13 protein-coding genes are annotated in these 17,273 nt (G+C 74.8%); 5 read left to right on the top strand and 8 right to left on the bottom strand.

Going from position 1 to position 17,273, the window contains the following annotated elements; all coding sequences use genetic code 11:
- The gene (locus HC251_RS09255; RefSeq protein ID WP_219945011.1) at nt 1–591 is read right to left on the bottom strand and encodes a DUF998 domain-containing protein; all 591 of its coding nucleotides are present in this window, start codon (nt 589–591) and stop codon (nt 1–3) included.
- A gap of 191 nt (nt 592–782) precedes the next feature.
- On the opposite strand from HC251_RS09255, the gene HC251_RS09250 reads away from it, so the two are divergent.
- Nucleotides 783–1,478, top strand: coding sequence for an esterase/lipase family protein (locus HC251_RS09250; protein ID WP_370651290.1), 696 nt, complete (start codon nt 783–785; stop codon nt 1,476–1,478).
- 22 nt (nt 1,479–1,500) lie between these two features.
- Here the strand turns inward: HC251_RS09250 and HC251_RS09245 are convergent, their stop codons facing one another.
- Complete coding sequence (locus tag HC251_RS09245; RefSeq protein WP_219945009.1) at nt 1,501–2,433, bottom strand: alpha/beta fold hydrolase; 933 nt, start codon at nt 2,431–2,433, stop codon at nt 1,501–1,503.
- Nucleotides 2,434–2,697: 264 nt separating this feature from the next.
- Between HC251_RS09245 and HC251_RS09240 the strand changes: the two genes are divergently transcribed.
- Nucleotides 2,698–3,651: a type IV toxin-antitoxin system AbiEi family antitoxin domain-containing protein gene (locus HC251_RS09240; protein WP_219945008.1), complete on the top strand. Its 954-nt coding sequence runs from the start codon at nt 2,698–2,700 to the stop codon at nt 3,649–3,651.
- Between the two features lie 132 nt (nt 3,652–3,783).
- On the opposite strand, the gene HC251_RS09235 is transcribed toward HC251_RS09240, so the two are convergent.
- Nucleotides 3,784–5,871 (bottom strand): DUF5054 domain-containing protein, encoded by a 2,088-nt coding sequence (locus HC251_RS09235; protein ID WP_219945007.1) that lies wholly within the window; start codon nt 5,869–5,871, stop codon nt 3,784–3,786.
- A gap of 45 nt (nt 5,872–5,916) precedes the next feature.
- Here HC251_RS09235 and HC251_RS09230 point away from each other — a divergent pair, with 45 nt between their 5' ends.
- Nucleotides 5,917–7,953, top strand: coding sequence for a glycoside hydrolase family 36 protein (locus HC251_RS09230; protein WP_219945006.1), 2,037 nt, complete (start codon nt 5,917–5,919; stop codon nt 7,951–7,953).
- Here HC251_RS09230 and cysC read toward each other — a convergent pair whose 3' ends face one another.
- From cysC to cysD, 3 genes are read right to left on the bottom strand one after another with little or no spacing between them, the layout of a single operon-like run.
- Nucleotides 7,954–8,535: an adenylyl-sulfate kinase gene (cysC, locus tag HC251_RS09225; RefSeq protein ID WP_219945005.1), complete on the bottom strand. Its 582-nt coding sequence runs from the start codon at nt 8,533–8,535 to the stop codon at nt 7,954–7,956.
- A 22-nt stretch (nt 8,536–8,557) separates the two neighbouring features.
- Entirely contained in the window at nt 8,558–9,805 is a 1,248-nt protein-coding gene (cysN, locus tag HC251_RS09220) for a sulfate adenylyltransferase subunit CysN (RefSeq protein ID WP_219945004.1), read from the bottom strand.
- Complete coding sequence (gene cysD, locus HC251_RS09215; RefSeq protein ID WP_370651289.1) at nt 9,805–10,764, bottom strand: sulfate adenylyltransferase subunit CysD; 960 nt, start codon at nt 10,762–10,764, stop codon at nt 9,805–9,807. Before cysD ends, cysN begins: the two co-directional genes overlap by 1 nt.
- A gap of 129 nt (nt 10,765–10,893) precedes the next feature.
- Between cysD and HC251_RS09210 the strand changes: the two genes are divergently transcribed.
- Nucleotides 10,894–11,676, top strand: a complete 783-nt coding sequence (locus tag HC251_RS09210; RefSeq protein ID WP_219945002.1) for a 3'(2'),5'-bisphosphate nucleotidase CysQ — start codon at nt 10,894–10,896, stop codon at nt 11,674–11,676.
- Here HC251_RS09210 and HC251_RS09205 read toward each other — a convergent pair.
- Nucleotides 11,673–14,459, bottom strand: a complete 2,787-nt coding sequence (locus HC251_RS09205) for a SpoIIE family protein phosphatase (protein ID WP_219945001.1) — start codon at nt 14,457–14,459, stop codon at nt 11,673–11,675. The two genes, HC251_RS09210 and HC251_RS09205, sit on opposite strands and share 4 nt — an antisense overlap.
- An 86-nt stretch (nt 14,460–14,545) precedes the next feature.
- Between HC251_RS09205 and HC251_RS09200 the strand changes: the two genes are divergently transcribed.
- Nucleotides 14,546–16,225, top strand: a complete 1,680-nt coding sequence (locus tag HC251_RS09200) for an AarF/ABC1/UbiB kinase family protein (RefSeq protein WP_255566650.1) — start codon at nt 14,546–14,548, stop codon at nt 16,223–16,225.
- Here the strand turns inward: HC251_RS09200 and HC251_RS09195 are convergent.
- Nucleotides 16,210–17,220: a YafY family protein gene (locus HC251_RS09195; protein ID WP_219945000.1), complete on the bottom strand. Its 1,011-nt coding sequence runs from the start codon at nt 17,218–17,220 to the stop codon at nt 16,210–16,212. The genes HC251_RS09200 and HC251_RS09195 overlap by 16 nt on opposite strands.
- Between the last annotated feature and the right edge of the window lie 53 nt (nt 17,221–17,273).

The raw sequence follows: 17,273 nt of genomic DNA, 5'->3' as shown, positions 1-17,273 counted from the left end.
TCAGGCCGGTGCGGGGCGGGTGGCGGTCCAGCCGGTGAGGATCGCCACCCCGGTGGCGATCAACCAGGCGTCCCCGGTGGTGAGGCCGAGGCGCTGGGGCAGGCCGGAGCTCTCCGTGAACGCGGTGGCGGCCAGGCAGGCGGCGACGATCGCACCGGTGGCGACGCTGGCGGCGGCGGCCCGGCGGTGGCCGGCGTCGGCCAACGGGCGGGCGGCCAGCAGCGGGGTGAGGGCCAGGCTGACGTAGCAGGTGGTCGCGGTCACGGCGTGGGCAGCGTCGAGGGCCGAGGAGTGCTCGAGCGGGGTGAGGGCCACGCCCACCGTGGCGACGCCGTTGACGGCGCTGGCCACCCAGGCCGGGCCGGGGATCGCCCGGCGGAGGGCGACCGCGCCGGCGGCCGAGCCGACGGCGTAGAGGACGAACCCGGTGCTCATCACGTGGCGCTGGGGCGCCCCGTCGGCGGCGGTGCGGCTGATGGCGTCGCGCAGAGGCTCGTAGCCCGGCGTCCGGGCCCCGGCCACCACCCAGGCAGCGATGAACGCGACCGGCCCCAGCACCAGCCCCCACGCCGCCCGTCGCCCCACCGCCACTGCGCCACCGTACGCCCCCCTCCGTCCTCGGCACGGAGGTGCACGGCGAGCGCGCCCTCCCGTGCTCGGATCGCCACGCCTGGCGGCATCGGGTGACGAGCGTCACCTGGGTGGGTACGGTCTGCGCCGTGACCTCACCGCACCGCCGCCGTCTGACCGCCCTCCTCGCCGCCGTCGGGCTCGTCCTCGGTCTGGCCGCCCTGCCGGGCGCACCGGCCGGCGCCGCGACCAAGGACCCCGTCGTCATCGTGGCCGGGACCTTCTCCCCCGCCTTCGCCAACGAGCCCCTCGCCGCCCGACTGCGGGCCGACGGCCACCCGGTGCGGATCTTCGAGCTGCCGACCCTCGGCACCCAGGACATCCGGCTCACGGCCCGGGCGCTGCGGACCTTCGTCGACGGCGTGCGCTCGTCGACCGGGGCGGCCAAGGTCGACCTCGTCGGTCACTCGCAGGGCGGGCTGGTCGCACGGGCCTACGTGAAGTGGTACGGCGGGGCGACCAAGGTCGACAGCCTCATCACCCTCGGGACCCCCAACCGGGGCACCTACGTCGCCAACCTGGTCAGCTTCCTCGGGTTCGGCAGCTGCCTCACGGTCGTGGCCTGCGAGCAGATGAGCATCGGGTCGTCGTTCCTGGACGACCTCAACGCCGGCGACGACACCATCGGCGCCGTCCGCTACACCACCATCCGCACCTGGCAGGACGAGCTGGTCCGCCCCGTCGGCCAGGCCACCCTCTACGACGGTGCCACCAACGTCTTGGTCCAGGACCCGTGCTTCGCCCGGGTGGTCGGCCACCTGGGGCTCATCCTCGACGGCACCGTCTACTCCGGCATCCGCACCGCCCTCGCCGGCGGACCGGTGCGCCTCTCCTGCTTCGCCCTGTAGCGCCGACGAGAGGTCCGGCCGCCTACGCCCGGCAGAAGGCGGCGGTGATCTTGGTGAAGGTGTCGGCCGCCTCCCACTGGAGGAAGTGGCCGGAGTCGGGGACGATCAACGGGCCGGTGGCGTCGAGGCAGGCGGCGGCCATCTTCTGCGGGAAGCTCGGCAGCACGACGTTGTCCTCGGGGCCGTACAGGACGAGCGTCGGCACCGGCGTCTGCTCGAACATGCGGGGCGTGTCCTCCATCGGCCGCCGCCCGGCGCTCTGCTCGTAGGCGCCCCAGGCGGCCCGGATCCTCTCGGCGTCGCCGAAGGGCTCGGCGTGGAAGGCGACGGCGGCGGCGGTGAAGGCGTCCGGGGTGCCCCAGAGCCGATGGCCGTACATCGGTGCGACCCAGCCCCGACGGCGCTCGGGGGTGTCCAGCTCGGCCAGGAGCGCCTCGGGCTCGGTCGCCTGGCGCCGGAAGTAGTCGGACTGGGCCCGGCGCACCCGCATGTCGTCGGGCGGGAGCCCCGCCGCCGTGTAGACGTTCTCGAGCAGGGGGGTGACCGTGTTGAACAGCACCTGGCGGGTCACGAAGCCGGGGAAGCGGAGCCCGAGGTCGTAGAGCACGACCCCGCCGAGGTCCCCGCCGGCGGTGGCGACGGTCTCGTGGCCGAGGACGTCGTGGACGAGGGCGTGGCAGTCGAGGCTGTAGGCGGCCAGGTCGTAGAACCCGTCGGCGGCCAGGCCGGAGTCGCCGTAGCCCCGGAGGTCGGGGACGATCACCTCGTAGCCGGCGGCGGCCAGCGGCTCGATGTTGCGCCACCAGATGCGCTTGGTCTCCGGGTAGCCGTGCAGGAGCAGCAGCGGCTGCCCGCCGACCCCCTCGCGCACGTAGGCGATGTCGACCGCGCCCCGCACCTCGGCGTGGTGGATCGTGAACCGGTCCGGGTCGATGTCGGCGTCGAGGCTGGCCATGGCCCCGAAGTCTGGCCGCTCGGCACCGATCGGTTCTGAGCCAGGGATCGGCCACCCGTGGCGCCGTCCTGGCTCAGAACGGCCCCGGGCCCAGTCCCACCCGTTCTGAGCCAGGGATCGGCCACCCGTGGCGCGCTCCTGGCTCAGAACGGCCCCGGTCCCAGCCCCACCCGTTCTGAGCCAGGAACCGGCCACGTGCGGCACGCTCCTGGCCCAGAACGGCCGCAGACGTTCACTGTCACACCCCGTCGGCATGATCTCGGGATGGACCCGATGATCGAACGGGCCATCGCCGAGCGGGCCTCCACACAGCTCGGCCTCATCACCACCCAGCAGCTCCTCGCGACCGGCATGTCGCGGCGCACGCTCCAACGGCGCGCCAGCAGCGGCCTCCTCGTCCCGGCCGGTCGCCACACGTTCCGCCTCGCCGGCGCCCCTGCCGATCACCGGACGGAGGTCCTGGCCGCCGCCCTCGACCACCACGGCGTGGGGTCGCACCGCATCGGGCTGTGGCTGGGCGGCCTCATCCCCTGGCCCGGCGTCATCGACATCACCGTGGTCAAGGGCCGGTCCACCGGGCACACCTCCACGCGGGACGGGCTGCGGATCCACACCTCGACGCACCTGCCCGCCGAGGACATCACCCACGTGGACGGCATCGCGGTCACCAGCATGGCCCGCAGCCTGATGGGGGTCGCCGCCCTGCCCGCCGAGGAGGTCCCGGACGACCGCCTGGAGGACTTGGTCGAGGACGCCGTCCGCCTGGGACTGGCGTCGGACCGGTGGCTGTGGTGGCTGCTCGAGGAGCGGCGGTGCCGAGGGCGAGACGGCGTGCGGCGGTTCGAGGCGGTGCTCGCCCGTCGAGCCAGCCTGGGCCCCACGGAGAGCTGGCTCGAGCGGGCACTCCTCCAGATCATCGATGATGCCGGGCTCCCCCGGCCCGTCGTGCAGCGGCGCATCCGGCGTCGTGGGGCGTTCGTGGCCCGGGTCGACATGGTCTACGACCCGGGGATGATCGTGCTGGAGGCGCTGGGGTACACCCACCACGCCACCCGGGAGCAGCAGAACCGCGACGCCGCTCGGGCCAGCGAGCTCCAGCTGCTCGGCTACGACGTGCACCAGATCACCTATGACCAGGTCGTGCGCACACCCCACTGGGTCGCGCACGTCGTCCGCACGGCCCTCGTCAACGCCGGCCTCATCGGCGCGGCGGCGTGATCCGCCACATCGTTCTGAGCCAGCGATCGGCCACCTGCGGCCCGCTCCTGGCTCAGAAGGCCCCTCGGCCCGGTGCCGCTCGTCCTGAGGCAGAGGTCGGCCACCGGCGGCCGGATCCTGGCTCAGAAGCGATCAGGCCTCGGCCGGGGACCACTCGACGACGAAGCGGAACCGGGCTCGGCCCTCGGACCACATGGGGAAGTTGGTGCCCCAGAGGTTGTCGTGGAGGCAGACCCACACCCCGGCGTCGAGGTCGGGCTGGTCGCGGGTGAAGTCGAGGAGCCGGGGTCGACCGGGGGCGACGAGCGGGGCGTCGAGCGTCCGCAGGGCGACGACCCCGTCGGGGCCGGGCCACCGGACCCCCTCCCCCACGGCGTGGAGCTGGCGGTTGCCGCCGGGCACGACGTCGAGCGGCGACACGTCCTGGCCCAGCTTGTCGAGCACCATCGCCGCCGGGTCGGCGACGACCGGCCGGACGCCGAACCACGTCGCCTCCGGGAGCCGGTTGGCCGGCTTGGCGTCCCAGCGCAGCTCGATGCCCAGGCGGGGCGGGCCCACGTCGGGGCTGGCGTCGGTCAGGTGGACGACGACGAGCGGCGGCGCACCCGACACCGTGGTGGCCGCGTCGGGCAGGCGGACCTCGACGACGAGGCCGTCCACGCCGGGGAGCTCCCCGTCGCCCGGGCCGGCCTCGGACCCCACGACGGGCGCCACCGGGGCGCGGCGCGACAGGTGCTCGCCCACGTGCACCGATGCCGCATCGGGCTCCCACCACGCCGACACCGCGCCGGCGGCGTCGATGCCGGGCTTGAGGTTGTCCTCGACCGCCCACCAGTCGTCCTCGGGCCGGCTCCGGACGTAGGTGTCCCACCGGCGCTGGTAGTCCGCCTCGGAGAAGGCCTGGTGGGCCAGGACCCCGATCGGGTGGTCGGCGTCGGCCAGCACGTGGCCGGTGACGGTGTCGACCAGGTGGACGACCGCACCGGAGCGGGGGTCGACCTCCACCTCCCACACGCCGAGCAGCACCCGCTGGCCCGCCGGCACCGGGGCGCCGGCGACGCGTGGCGGCAGCGGGTCGTCCAGCGCCCGGAGCGTCGCCACCGCCGCCTTGCGGAGGCCGTCGCTGGCGATGCCGGCCACGGCGGCGTCGACGTAGGCCCGCTGCTCGGCCCACGACGCCTCGAAGGCGCCGGTCCGGGGCTCGGCCCGCAGCTCGGCCAGCGTGGCCCGACCCCAGCGGGTCCGGTCGGGCAGGTGCGCCTTCTCGTCGAGGCCCCACGTGTGCTCGGCCACCAGGAGCAGGTGCTCGTGGAAGGACCGCAGGCGGGAGTCGTCGGGGGCGACCATGCCCTCGGCCGCCCACTCCCGCCGGAGCCGCAGCAGCTCCCGGTACCGGGCGACCTTCTGCGGGTCGCTGCCGACGCCGTGGATCCACGTGTCGCCGATCTCGGCCGTCACCACCGGGAGGTCGGGCACGGCGGGGCGGAGGGCGACGGCGAAGGCATCCAGCGTCGATCCCCGCACCTCGGCCCCCGGCACCCGCTCCCGGAGGGCGGCGAAGGAGGCGACGACGTCGTCGGCCGACGGCGGGCCGAGGTTGTCGCCGGTGTGGGCGAAGGCCAGGGCGTCGGCGCTGCCCGGCACGAGCGTGAGGTCGCCGTAGCCGCCGGCCTGGTACACCACGGTGACCTCCTCGCCGTCGGGGCTGCGCCAGCGGAACGTCCCGGGGACGTCGGGCACGGTGGCCACCGGGTTGACGCCGATGTGCAGGAGCTCGACCCCGGCACCGGCCAGCAGGGGGACGAGCCCGCGGGTGTGGCCGGGGACGTCGGTGAGCTTCGCCGCGATCGTGCGGCGCCCGAAGCGGTGGTCCAGCCGGGCCGAGATCTCGAGCCCGGCCTCGACCAGCCCGACGTCGGCCAGCTCGGTGTGGGTGGTGAACGGGAGGGCGTGCCACGCCAGGTCGCCGGCGGCGATGGCCTCCTCGGCCGCCCTCCGGCCGGCGGCGTCGGCCCGCTCGAGGAAGGTGTGGACCAGCCAGGAGCCGGTCGTCCAGACGAACCGCTCGGGCCCGCCCCGGGCCCGCAGCTCGGCGGCCAGCGCCAGGGCGGCGGGGATGTACGAGCCGACGTAGGTGTCCACCACCTCGGCGGCCAGGGCGGTGAACCCGACGTCGAGGTGGGTCTTGGCCACCAGGTGCACCGTGCTGACGTCGTCCACGGGGAGAGCCTGGCAGCCCCGACCCGCGAGGGTAGCGTCCCGGCGATGCGGGCCGAGGGGCGGAACGGGACGGTCGACCTGGTCGGGACGCACGCCAGCGTCCGGGCCACGCTGCCGCGGGTGTCGTACCGGCTCGACGGGAGCCGACGGGTCCTGGCCCCGACCCGGCTGGACGGTCCGGCCGAGGGCCCCTGGACCGCCGAGGACGACCACCTGCGCCTGGCCCTGGCCACCCGCCCGGCCGGCCGAGGACCCGAGGCCGGCCTGCTCGTCCGGCTGACCGTCACGATCCTCGGCGGTACACCTCTCCGCCTCGACGACGCCGTGCTCCTCGCCACCGGCGGGCCCGGCGGGCTCGAGCTCGGCGCCGGGCCGGGGTCGTGGTCGCTCTACCGCAACGGCTGGAGCTCGTGGGCCAACGCCCGCCCGTTCCGCATGCCCGAGACCGACTCGGACCCGTGGCTCTTCAACGTCCGGCACGCGACCCTGGACCCCGAGACCCGGCGATCCGGCGAGCCCGGCCGGTTCCGCAGCGAGCTGGTGGCGGGGCTGACCGACCTGGCCAGCGGGGCCAGCCTGGTGCTCGGCTTCGTCGGCGGGGCCCGCTGCCTGTCGGTGGTCGACCTCGGCGTCGACCTGCCCGGGGACCGCCTCGACGACGACGACGACCCGACCGGCGGCCGGCTCGCCGAGCTGGCCGCGACCTGCCGGTTCGACGGCATCACCGCCACGCCCGGCACCACCGTGACGACCGAGGACCTCCTCGTCGCCGACGGCCCCGACGCCCCCGACCTGCTCGAGGGCTGGGCCGCCGCCCTCGGCGCCGCCCAGGGCGCCCGGGTCCCGGCCCGGCCGCCGCACGGCTGGTGCTCGTGGTACTACCACCACGGAAAGGTCACCGAGACCGACGTGCGCCGGGCCCTCGCCGCCGCCGACGGCGTCGCCGCCGACATCCCGCTCGGCTACGTGATGGTCGACGACGGCCACCAGGCCGCCGTCGGCGACTGGCTCACGACCAACGCCAAGTTCCCCTCGGGCCTGGCCGCCCTGGCGTCGTCGATCACCGCCACGGGGCGCGACGCCGGCATCTGGCTGGCCCCCTTCATCGTCGACCCCGACAGCGACGTGGCCGCCGCCCACCCCGAGTGGGTCCTGGCCGACGAGGCCGGCGACCCGGTCACCGCCCTCTGGCACCCGAAGTGGAACCGCCGCCGCGCCCAGCTGGCGCTCGACTGCACCCGGCCCGACGTCCAGGCGCACCTCGAGGGGCTGGCCCGGACCCTGCGCCACGACTGGGGCTACCGGGTCCTGAAGCTCGACTTCTGCTTCGCCGCCGCCCTCCCCGGCCGCCGCGACGACGCCACCATGACCCGGGCCGAGGCGCTGCGGGCCGGCCTCGACGCCATCCGCCGCGGGGCGGGCGACGATGCCGTCCTGATCGGCTGCGGGCTCCCCCTCGGGCCCGCCGTCGGGGTCGTCGACGGCATGCGGATCGGCGCCGACGTGGCCCCCACGTGGGGCGGGAGGATCGGCCGCTGGGCGACGAGCGACCAGGGCGGGCTCTCCACCCGCATCGCCATGCGCAACACGCTCACCCGGGCCTTCCTCCACGGGCACCTGTGGGCCAACGACCCCGACTGCGTCATGGTCCGCACCGACCGCACGCGCCTCACCGAGGCCGAGGTCCGCTTCCTCGTCGCCGCCGTCGCCCTGACCGACGGGATGATCGTCAGCTCCGACCGGCTCGACCTGGTGCCGCCCGAGCGCCTCGACCTCCTGCGCCTGGCCCACGAGCTGGCCGGGGGTCACTGCCGGGTCGCCGACCTCATGCAGGGCCCGGAGCCGACCACCGTCGTGTCGACCAAGGCCCACGAGGTGCTCTGGGGCCACTTCCACTGGGGCGACCACCCGGCCCGGGCCCACGTCACCCTGGCCGGACCCGAGTGGGAGCGCCTGGGCCTCCGCGTCCCCGAGACGGTGGTCGAGGCCTTCACCGGTGAGGCGCTGCCGGTGCGCGACGGCCGGGTCGCCCTCGGCGTCCTCGACCCCCACGACGTCCGGATCCTGCGCCTCCCCCGCTGATCAGAGGAGCGGGGTGAGGATGCCGAGGACGGCGGTGGCCTGGGCCACGGGGTCGCCGTCGTCGGGGGTGAGCCGGAGCTCGGGGGCCGCCGGGGCCTCGTAGGGGTCGTCGATGCCGGTGAAGCCGGTGATCTCACCCGCCCGGGCCTTGGCGTAGAGGCCCTTGGGGTCGCGCTGCTCGCACAGCTCGATCGGGGTGTCGACGAAGACCTCGACGAACGGCACGCCGGCGGCGTCGTGGGCGGCCCGGGCCCGGTCCCGGCCCTCCCGGTAGGGGGAGATCAGGGGGACGAGGGCGACAACCCCGGCGTCGGCGAGCAGCACGGCGACCTCACCGGCGCGGCGGACGTTCTCGTCCCGATCGGCGGTCGAGAACCCGAGGTCGGCGTTGAGGCCGTGGCGGAGGTTGTCCCCGTCGAGCCGGTAGGCGGGCTGGCCGGCGGTGACGAGCAGGCCCTCGAGGGCGACGGCGACGGTCGACTTCCCCGACCCCGACAGGCCGGTGAGCCAGACGGTGGCGCCCCGGTGGGGGCGCTCGTCGCGGCCCACCTCTCCCCCGTGCCAGGTGACGTTCGTGCTCATCCGCGGGCCGGGCGACTCGATCTCACAGGATCATGCCCGCAGCCACCGTCGCGTTCGTGTCCTCGTCGATGAGGATGAAGCTGCCGGTGGTGCGGTTGCGGCGGTACTCGTCGCAGAAGAGCGGGAGGGTCGTGCGGAGGGTGACCCGCCCGATCTCGTTGAGGGCCAGCTCGTCGGCCTGGTCGTCGCGGTGCAGGGTGTTGACGTCGAGGCGGTACTGCAGGTCCTTGACGAGGGCACGGGCGCTGCGGGTGGTGTGCTTGATGCCCAGCTTGGTGCGGGGCCGCAGCGCCGAGGTCTCGTCCATCCAGCAGACCATGGCCTCGACGTCCTGGGTGACGCGGGGCTGGTTGTGGGGCCGGCAGATCATGTCGCCCCGCGAGATGTCGATCTCGTCGTTGAGGGTGATGGTGACGGACATGGGGCTGAACGCCTCGTCGAGGGGGCCGTCGGCGGTGTCGATCGACTTCACCGTGGAGGTGAAGCCGGACGGCAGGACGAGGACCTCGTCGCCGGGCTTGAACGACCCGCCGGCGACGGTGCCGGCGTAGCCCCGGTAGTCGTGGATGTCGTTGGAGTACGGCCGCAGCACGTACTGCACCGGGAACCGGGCGTCGATGAGGTTCCGGTCGCTGGCGATGTGGACCTGCTCCATGTGGTGCAGGAGCGAGGTGCCCTCGTACCAGCCCATGTTCTCGCTGCGGGAGACCACGTTGTCGCCCTGGAGGGCCGACATGGGGATCACGGTCAGGTCGCTGACGTCGAGCTTGGCCGCGAAGTCCCGGAACTCGTCGGAGATCTCCAGGAAGCGCTCCTCGGACCAGTCGACGAGGTCCATCTTGTTGACGCACAGGACCAGGTGGGGGATCTGGAGCAGCGTCGAGAGGAAGGCGTGGCGCCGGGACTGCTCGATGATGCCCTTGCGGGCGTCGACGAGGATCAGGGCCAGGTCGGCGGTCGACGCCCCCGTGACCATGTTCCGGGTGTACTGGATGTGCCCGGGGGTGTCGGCGATGATGAACTTGCGCCGCGGGGTGGCGAAGTACCGGTAGGCGACGTCGATGGTGATGCCCTGCTCGCGCTCGGCCCGCAGGCCGTCGGTGAGCAGCGCCAGGTTGGTGTAGTCGGCGCCCATGCGGGCCGACGTGGCCTCGATGGCGTCCAGCTGGTCCTGGAAGATCGCCTTCGAGTCGAACAGGAGCCGCCCGATGAGGGTGGACTTCCCGTCGTCGACCGACCCGGCCGTGGCCAGGCGCAGCAGCTCGGTCACTAGAAGTACCCTTCCTTCTTGCGGTCTTCCATGCCGGCCTCGCTGATGCGGTCGTCGGCGCGGGTGGCGCCCCGCTCGGTGAGCCGGGTGGCCGCCACCTCGGTGATGACCTCCTCGATCGTCGAGGCGGTGGAGTCGACCGCCCCGGTGCCGGTGGCGTCGCCGATGGTGCGGAACCGCACGGTGCGGGTCTCGACCACCTCGTCGTCGCCGAGGGTGATGTGCCGGGTGACGCCGATCCACATGCCGTCGCGCATGACGACCTCGCGCTGGTGGGCGAAGTAGAGGGGCGGCAGGGCGACCTCGTCGGCGCCGATGTACTGCCAGATGTCGAGCTCGGTCCAGTTGCTCAGCGGGAACACCCGGATGTGCTCGCCGCGGTGGTGGCGGCCGTTGTAGAGGCTCCACAGCTCAGGCCGCTGGTTCTTGGGGTCCCACTGGCCGAACTCGTCGCGGAAGCTGAACACCCGCTCCTTGGCCCGGGCCTTCTCCTCGTCGCGCCGGGCGCCGCCGAACACGGCGTCGAAGCCGTTCTCCTCGATGGCCTCGAGCAGCACCGGCGTCTGGATCCGGTTGCGGGTGGCTCCGGTGCCGCTGGCCTCGCGCACCTTGCCGGCGGCGATGGCGTCGGGCACGGAGGCGACGACCAGGCGGAGCCCGTGCTTGTCGACCTCGGCGTCGCGGAAGGCGAGGACCTCGTCGTAGTTGTGGCCGGTGTCGATGTGCATCACCGTGAACGGGAGCGGGCACGGCCAGAACGCCTTGCGGGCCACGTGGAGCATCACCGCCGAGTCCTTGCCCCCGCTGAAGAGCAGCACGGGCCGCTCGAACTCGGCGGCCACCTCCCGGATGATGTGGATCGCCTCGGCCTCGAGGGCGCGGAGGTGCGAGAGCTGGTAGCTCGGGGCGGTGCTCGACACGACGGGCGAGCGTAGCGGCGGCCCCTCCGGCCCCGGCACACCGGTGCTGTCCGATCGAGCGCCCGCCCCGGCGTTGTGGTCGCGCTGGTGCATCTCGATCCGTCGGCCGCGCCCGGGCGTTCTGGACCGTTCGCGCTCGTCGGGCCGGGTCCGGGCCAGACTGCCCGGATGCCCACGCCCGACGCCGGTGCCATCCCCATCGCCTCCGCCGACGACCACGCCCTGGCGGCGCGCCTGGCCGAGGAGGCGGGCGAGCTGCTGCTCCGGCTGCGGGAGGAGCTGCAGTACGAGGGGTCGGCCACCCTCAAGCGGGAGGGCGACCGTCGGGCCCACGACCTGCTGGTGCGGCGCCTGGCCGAGGAGCGCCCCGGCGACGCCGTCCTCTCCGAGGAGGGCCGGGACCGGCCCGAGCGGCTCGCCTCGCCCCGGACGTGGATCGTCGACCCGCTCGACGGCACCCGCGAGTTCAGCGAGCCGCCCCGCGTCGACTGGGCGGTGCACGTGGCCCTCGTCGCCGCCGAGCACCCCATCGCCGGGGCCGTGGCCCTTCCGGCCCAGGGCATCACCCTGTCGACGGCGCACCCGTCGCCCACCCCTCCCCCGCCGCCCACCCCGCCCCGGGTGATCGTGAGCCGCAGCCGTCCCCCGATGGTCGCCCTGGCCATCGCCGAGGCCCTCGGCGCCGACCTGGTGGAGATGGGCTCGGCCGGCGCCAAGGTCGCCGCCGTGGTGCAGGGGGTCGCCGACGTCTACCCCCACGCCGGCGGCCAGTACGAGTGGGACAGCTGCGCACCCGTGGCCGTGGCCGCCGCCGCCGGGCTCCACTGCTCCCGCATCGACGGCACCCCGCTCCGCTACAACCAGCCCGACCCGTGGCTCCCCGACCTGCTCGTGTGCCCGCCCCACCTGGTCGACGAGATCCTGGAGGTCACGCGAGGCGGGGCCTACTAGACACATCGGTTCCCGGTGTCAGGGGGCGCGTCGATGAACGCCGGGCCGTCGTCCACCAGATCCGACCCCGGCGCGTCATGCATGGAGGGGACACGGACGGCGACGACGGCGATGTCGTCGGCGGCGGACTCGGGGTCCCGGAAGGCGTCGACGGCCGTCAGCACCCGGGCGGTGACCTCGCGGGCAGAGGTCAGGCCCGTGGCCCCCTCGAGGGCCGCCATCAGGCGGGACTCGCCGAACTGCTCGGGCCCGTTGCGGGCCTCGGTGACGCCGTCGGTGTAGAGCACGAGGGCGTCGCCGGCGTGGAGCGTGACGTCGACCTCCTGGAGCGGCGGGCTGGGCAGGACTCCCAGGAGGGTGCCGGTGGCGTCGACCCGCTCGACGCTGCCGTCGGCCCGCAGGACCACGGGCCGGGGGTGGCCACCGCAGGCGACGGCGGCCTCGGCCCGGCCCCGACCCGGGTGGAGCGACACCAGGACCGCGGTGGCGAACCGGCTGTCGTCGATCTGGTCGAGGATGGCGTCGTTGGTCGCGGTCAGGACGGTGGCCGGCCCCTCGGAGCCGAGGCCGGGGGCGACGGCCCGCAGGGTGTGCCGGAACAGGCCGGTGACCGCCGCCGCCGCCGGGCCCTTGCCGCACACGTCGCCGAGCACGACGTTCCAGCCGTCGGTCGTCTCGAACACGTCGTAGAAGTCACCACCGATCTCGATGCCGGCCTCGGCGACCCGGTAGTCGGCCCACAGGTCGATGCCCGGGATCTCGGGCAGCGCCGGGGGCAGCAGGGTCTGCTGGAGGGCCCGGGCCACCTCGGTGCGGGAGTCGAAGAGCACGGCGGTGTCGATGGCCGTGGCGGCCCGGCTGGCGATGTTCTCCAGCAGGTTCTGGTCGTCGGCGTCGTAGGGCCGGGACCCGGTGGTCACCAGGGTGATGCCGCCCAGGACCCGGCCGCGGGAGACCAGCGGCGCCACCAGGGCGGAGCGGGGGCCGAGGGCCCGGAGGGTCGCCAGGTGGTCGTCGTCGACGGCCACGCCTGCGAGGTCATCGTCGGTGATGTCCTCGATCCGCTCGGAGCGCCCGGTGCGCATGGCCCGGCGGACGCTCCAGATGCCGTCGCCACCGGCCTGGCGGCGCCGCTCCTTGATCTCGGCGACCAGCGGGGCCTTCCGCGGGTCGATGTGGACGACGGCCATGTCCCGCAGACCGCCGTCCTCGTCGAGGGCGTCGAGCGTGCACCAGTCGGCGAGGCGGGGCACGAGCAGGGCGGCCAGGGTCTCGTGGACCGACTTGGGGTCGAGCGTCGAGGCCAGGGCCCCGCTCACCTCGGCCAGAAGGGCGAGACGCTCCCGCGAGGCCTCGGCCGCGAGCCGGGCGGCGTGCTCGCGCTCGAGGAGGCGGAGCTTGACGTCCTCCATCACGTGGCGCTCGGTCACGTCGGTGGCCACGCCGATCATCCGCAGGGGCGTGCCGTCGCGGGTCGCGACCACCCGCCCCCGGCTCTCGACCCAGCGGAGCTCGCCGTTGGGCATGCGGAGGCGGAACTCGTCCTCGTACTCGGTGCCGGTCTGGGCGGCGTGGGTGAGGGCGGCGCGGGCGGAGTCCCGGTCCTCGTCGGCGATGGTCGCCATCACGTCGGCCCCCGTCTGCCCGAAGGTGCCCGGCTCGAGGCCGGCGATGGCCTCCATGCGGGGTGACCAGATGACCCGTCCGGTGACCAGGTCCCAGTCCCACGTGCCCATGCCCCCGGCGTCGAGGGTCAGGTCGAGGCGGGCCAGGCTCTCGCGCTGGCGCCGCGACGCCAGCCGCTCGTCGGTGACCTCCACGAAGATGACCCCGGCCCCGAACAAGACGTCGTCGACCCGCCGGATCGGGAAGGCGCTCACCTGCCAGTAGCGCCGCCGCCCCGGGTCGCCGGTGCGGATCTCGGCCGGGTCGCCGGCCTTGGAGTCGGCCAGGGCCCGGCGCACCAGGTGCTCCAGGGCGGGCGCCAGCGACGGCACCAGCTGCTCGAGGGTGACGAGCGGGCGGCTCCCCGGTTCGGCGGTCGACGTGTCGGCGGCGCCCTCCGGCAGGCCGGCGACGTCGCGCAGCGCCTCGTTGTGGTGGAGGACGCGCCGCTCGGTGTCGACCACGACGGTGGCGACCGGCGCGTGGGCCAGCAGCGAGTCGAGCACGGCCCGGACCCGGATCCGCTCCCCCTGCTCGGCCTCGGCCTGGCGGGCCAGCCGGGCCGTCTCGGCCAGGAGGGCGCACTCGGCGGCCAGGCTCTCCAGGGCGGTCACGGCCGCCGGGGTGAAGTGGTCGACGTGGGCCGACATCAGGGCGAGCACGCCCACGGCCCGGTCCCCGGCCACCAGCGGGAGCAGCACCCCGCTGGCGAACCCCAGCTGGGTCCAGATCTCGAGCACCTCGGGGCTCGGCGCCATCTCGGTCAGCTCGGCCACGGTCCGCTGCCGCACCGCGGCCCGCCGGGTGGCGAGCGGCTCGGCCATGTCGTCGACGACCCGCGGGTCGATGCTGGGGGCGGCCATGAGCCGCTCGACCAGCGGGGCGAGGGCCCGGTCCCGGTGGTGGGCGGCCGCTCGGGCCATGGTCCCGTCGGGCTGGACGAGGTGGATGGTGCCCCAGTCGGAGAAGGCCTCGACCACCAGCTCCAGCAGCCGCTGGGTCGACCCGATGCTGTCGGGCTCGGCGGCGAACGTCATGGCCACCTTGGCCGCGAGCGCGGAGGGGTCGACCGTGCTCCCTGCGATCGCATCGCCCGGCGCCTGAGACCCCAGGACCACGATGGGAGACTACGCCGTCACGCACCCGGCTCGTCGCCCGATCGCTCCGCGTGGAGGTGGGGCGCCCGAGGGGCCAGACTCGACCGGTGACCGCGCCGGACCCCTCCCCCGATCTGGCCCGGGGCACCTTCACCGCCACCGGCCCCTGGGTCGTCCCCCTCCACCTGCCGTGGCGGGACGCGGTGCCGGCCGAGCGGGCCCGGATCCGGCGCCGCCTCCCGGACCTCGTCCGCCCCTCCCGCCTGCCCCCGCTGGGCCGTCTGGTGCGGGTCGCGGCCCACCTGGCCCCGGCGCTGGGCCTGTGGGCCGTCGGCGCCCGGCGCCAGGGCGGCACCGCGTCCCGCCAGGACCTGGCCCGCCGGCTCCGGCTCGCCGCCGAGGCCCTGGGCCCCACCTACATCAAGCTCGGCCAGATCATCGCCAGCGGCGAGGGCCTCTTCCCCGCCGAGCTCGTGGCCGAGATGCGCCGGTGCCGGGACCAGGTGCCGCCCGAGCCCTTCGCCACCGTGCGGGAGGCGGTCGAGGCCGACCTGGGCCGGCCCCTCGACGAGGTGTTCGCCCGCTTCGACCGGCGGCCCCTCGCCGCCGCCTCCATCGCCCAGGTCCACTCGGCCGCCCTGCACCCCACCGAGCCGGGCGGCGAGCCCGTCGAGGTGGTGGTGAAGGTCCAGCGGCCGCGGATCGCCCAGCTGGTCGAGGCCGACCTGCGGGTCATGGCCTCCATCGCGCCCAAGCTCGTCGGCCGGATCCCCGTCGCCGCCCTGGCCAACCCCCCGGCCCTGGTCGAGCTGTTCGGCGAGACGATCACCGAGGAGCTCGACTTCCGCCTCGAGGGCGACAACATGCTCGAGGTGGCCCGGGTCTTCGCCGAGCTGGGGCAGGTCGCCTTCGTCGTGCCCCGGCCCCACCCCACCCTCGTGACCCGCCGGGTGCTGGTGATGGAGCGGCTCGCCGGCTTCGCCTTCGAGGACCTGGAGGGGATGAAGGCGGCCGACATCGACACCGAGCAGGTCGTGCGGTCGGGGATGATCGGCTTCCTCGAGGGGGCCATGCTCCACGGCATCTTCCACGGCGACCTCCACGCCGGGAACCTCTTCGTCCTGCCCGACGGGCGCACGGCCCTGCTCGACTTCGGCATCACCGGGCGCATGGGCGAGCAGCGCCGCCAGGCCTTCCTGCGCCTGCTCGTCGGGGCGACCATGAACGACGTGCGGGGCCAGCTGGCGGCCATCCGCGACCTCGGCGCCCTCCCGCCCGACGTCGACCTCGACGCCGTCATCGTCGACCTGGGGCTCGACCGGCCCGTCGTCGACCCCACCACCCTCACGCCCGAGCAGCTCACGGCCGAGATCCAGCAGACGCTGAAGGGCCTGCTGGGCTACGGCGCCAAGCTCCCCAAGGAGCTGATGCTGTTCGTCAAGAACATGGTCTTCCTCGACGGCGCCATCGCGACCTTGGCCCCCGACCTCGACCTGTTCGCCGAGATCGCCCACATCGCCACCTACTTCGCCACCCGCCACGGCTCGGTCATCGCGACCGAGGTGGGCGTGGACGAGTCCTCGTGGAACCTGGACATGGGCGGGGTGCGGGCCCTGTACGGCGTCGACGACGGCACCGACGCCCTCACCCACCGCGAGCTCCAGCAGCGGCGCGAGGTCATCGCCGCCCGCCTGGCGGCGCGCCAGCGGCCGTCGCTCCGGTCCCGGGTGGCCGCGAGGGTGCGGGAGCGTCGCCGGGGTCGCCCCGAGCCTCAGCCCTCGGCGTAGAGGGCGGCGACCTCGCCGGCGAGGGCGGCCAGCGCGGCGCGCAGCTCAGCGGGGGCGAGCACCTCCACGGCACCGCCGAACACCACGAGGTCGGCGGCGGCCCGGCCGATCGACTCGACCGGGAGGTCGACGACGACGTCTCCGGGAGGCGCGTCGACGGCCCGGATGGCGGCGGTGAGCGGGTGCGACGGGTGGTCCGGGAGGCGGTCCCGCAGCCCGGCCGACACCCGCACCGTCGCCGTGCCCACCAGGCGGCGGGCGTCGAGGTCGGCCAGGTGCTGCTGCCACCGCGCCGCCAAGGAGAACCCGGCGACCCGGGTGAAGGTCACGTCGGTTGGCTCGAGGGTGAGGACGTTCGAGGCGCGGTAGGGGCGGAGGTCCTCGGGCCGGGGTCGGCGCCGGGAGCGGGGGTCGTGGGCCCGGGCCACGACGTACCAGACGCCGGCCTTGAGGACGAGGCCGTGGGGGTCGAGCGTGCGGGCCACGTCGCGGGGCTCCTCCCACCGCCGGTAGGTCACCGCGACCCGCCGATCGTGGAGGACCGCCTCGGCCAGGGCGGCGAGGTGGGGCGGGTCCTCGACGTCGGCGTACCAGGCGGGCGCGTCGAGGTGGAAGCGGTCCCGCAGCCGCCCGGCCCGCTCCTGCTGGTCGGGCGTCAGGGCGGCGAGCAGCTTGCGCTCGGCCGCCACCGCCTCGGCGGTCAGCCCGAGGGCGGCGGCCGGGCCGGGCAGGCCGACGAGGAACAGGGCGTCGGCCTCGGCCGCGGTCATGCCCGTGAGACGGGTGCGGTACCCGTCGACGAGCCGGTAGCCGCCGGCCCGGCCTGCCTCCGACCACAGCGGGATGCCCGCCGCGACGAGGGCATCGACGTCCCGGTACACGGTGCGGACCGAGACCTCGAGCTCGCGGGCGAGCGCGGGCGCCGACATCCGCCCGCGCGCCTGCAGCAGCAGGAGGAGCGACAGCAGGCGGGCAGCCTTCACGTCCCCGGGCACGGGCCCAGGTTCGCGCGGAACACTGCCAGGTCGTGTCAGGGTTGGGGCGGAGG

This window comes from Iamia sp. SCSIO 61187, assembly GCF_019443745.1.
In the GTDB taxonomy this organism is placed as follows: domain Bacteria; phylum Actinomycetota; class Acidimicrobiia; order Acidimicrobiales; family Iamiaceae; genus Iamia.
Note: the sequence above shows the minus strand (reverse complement) of the source record. Positions and strands in the feature narration are given on the sequence as shown.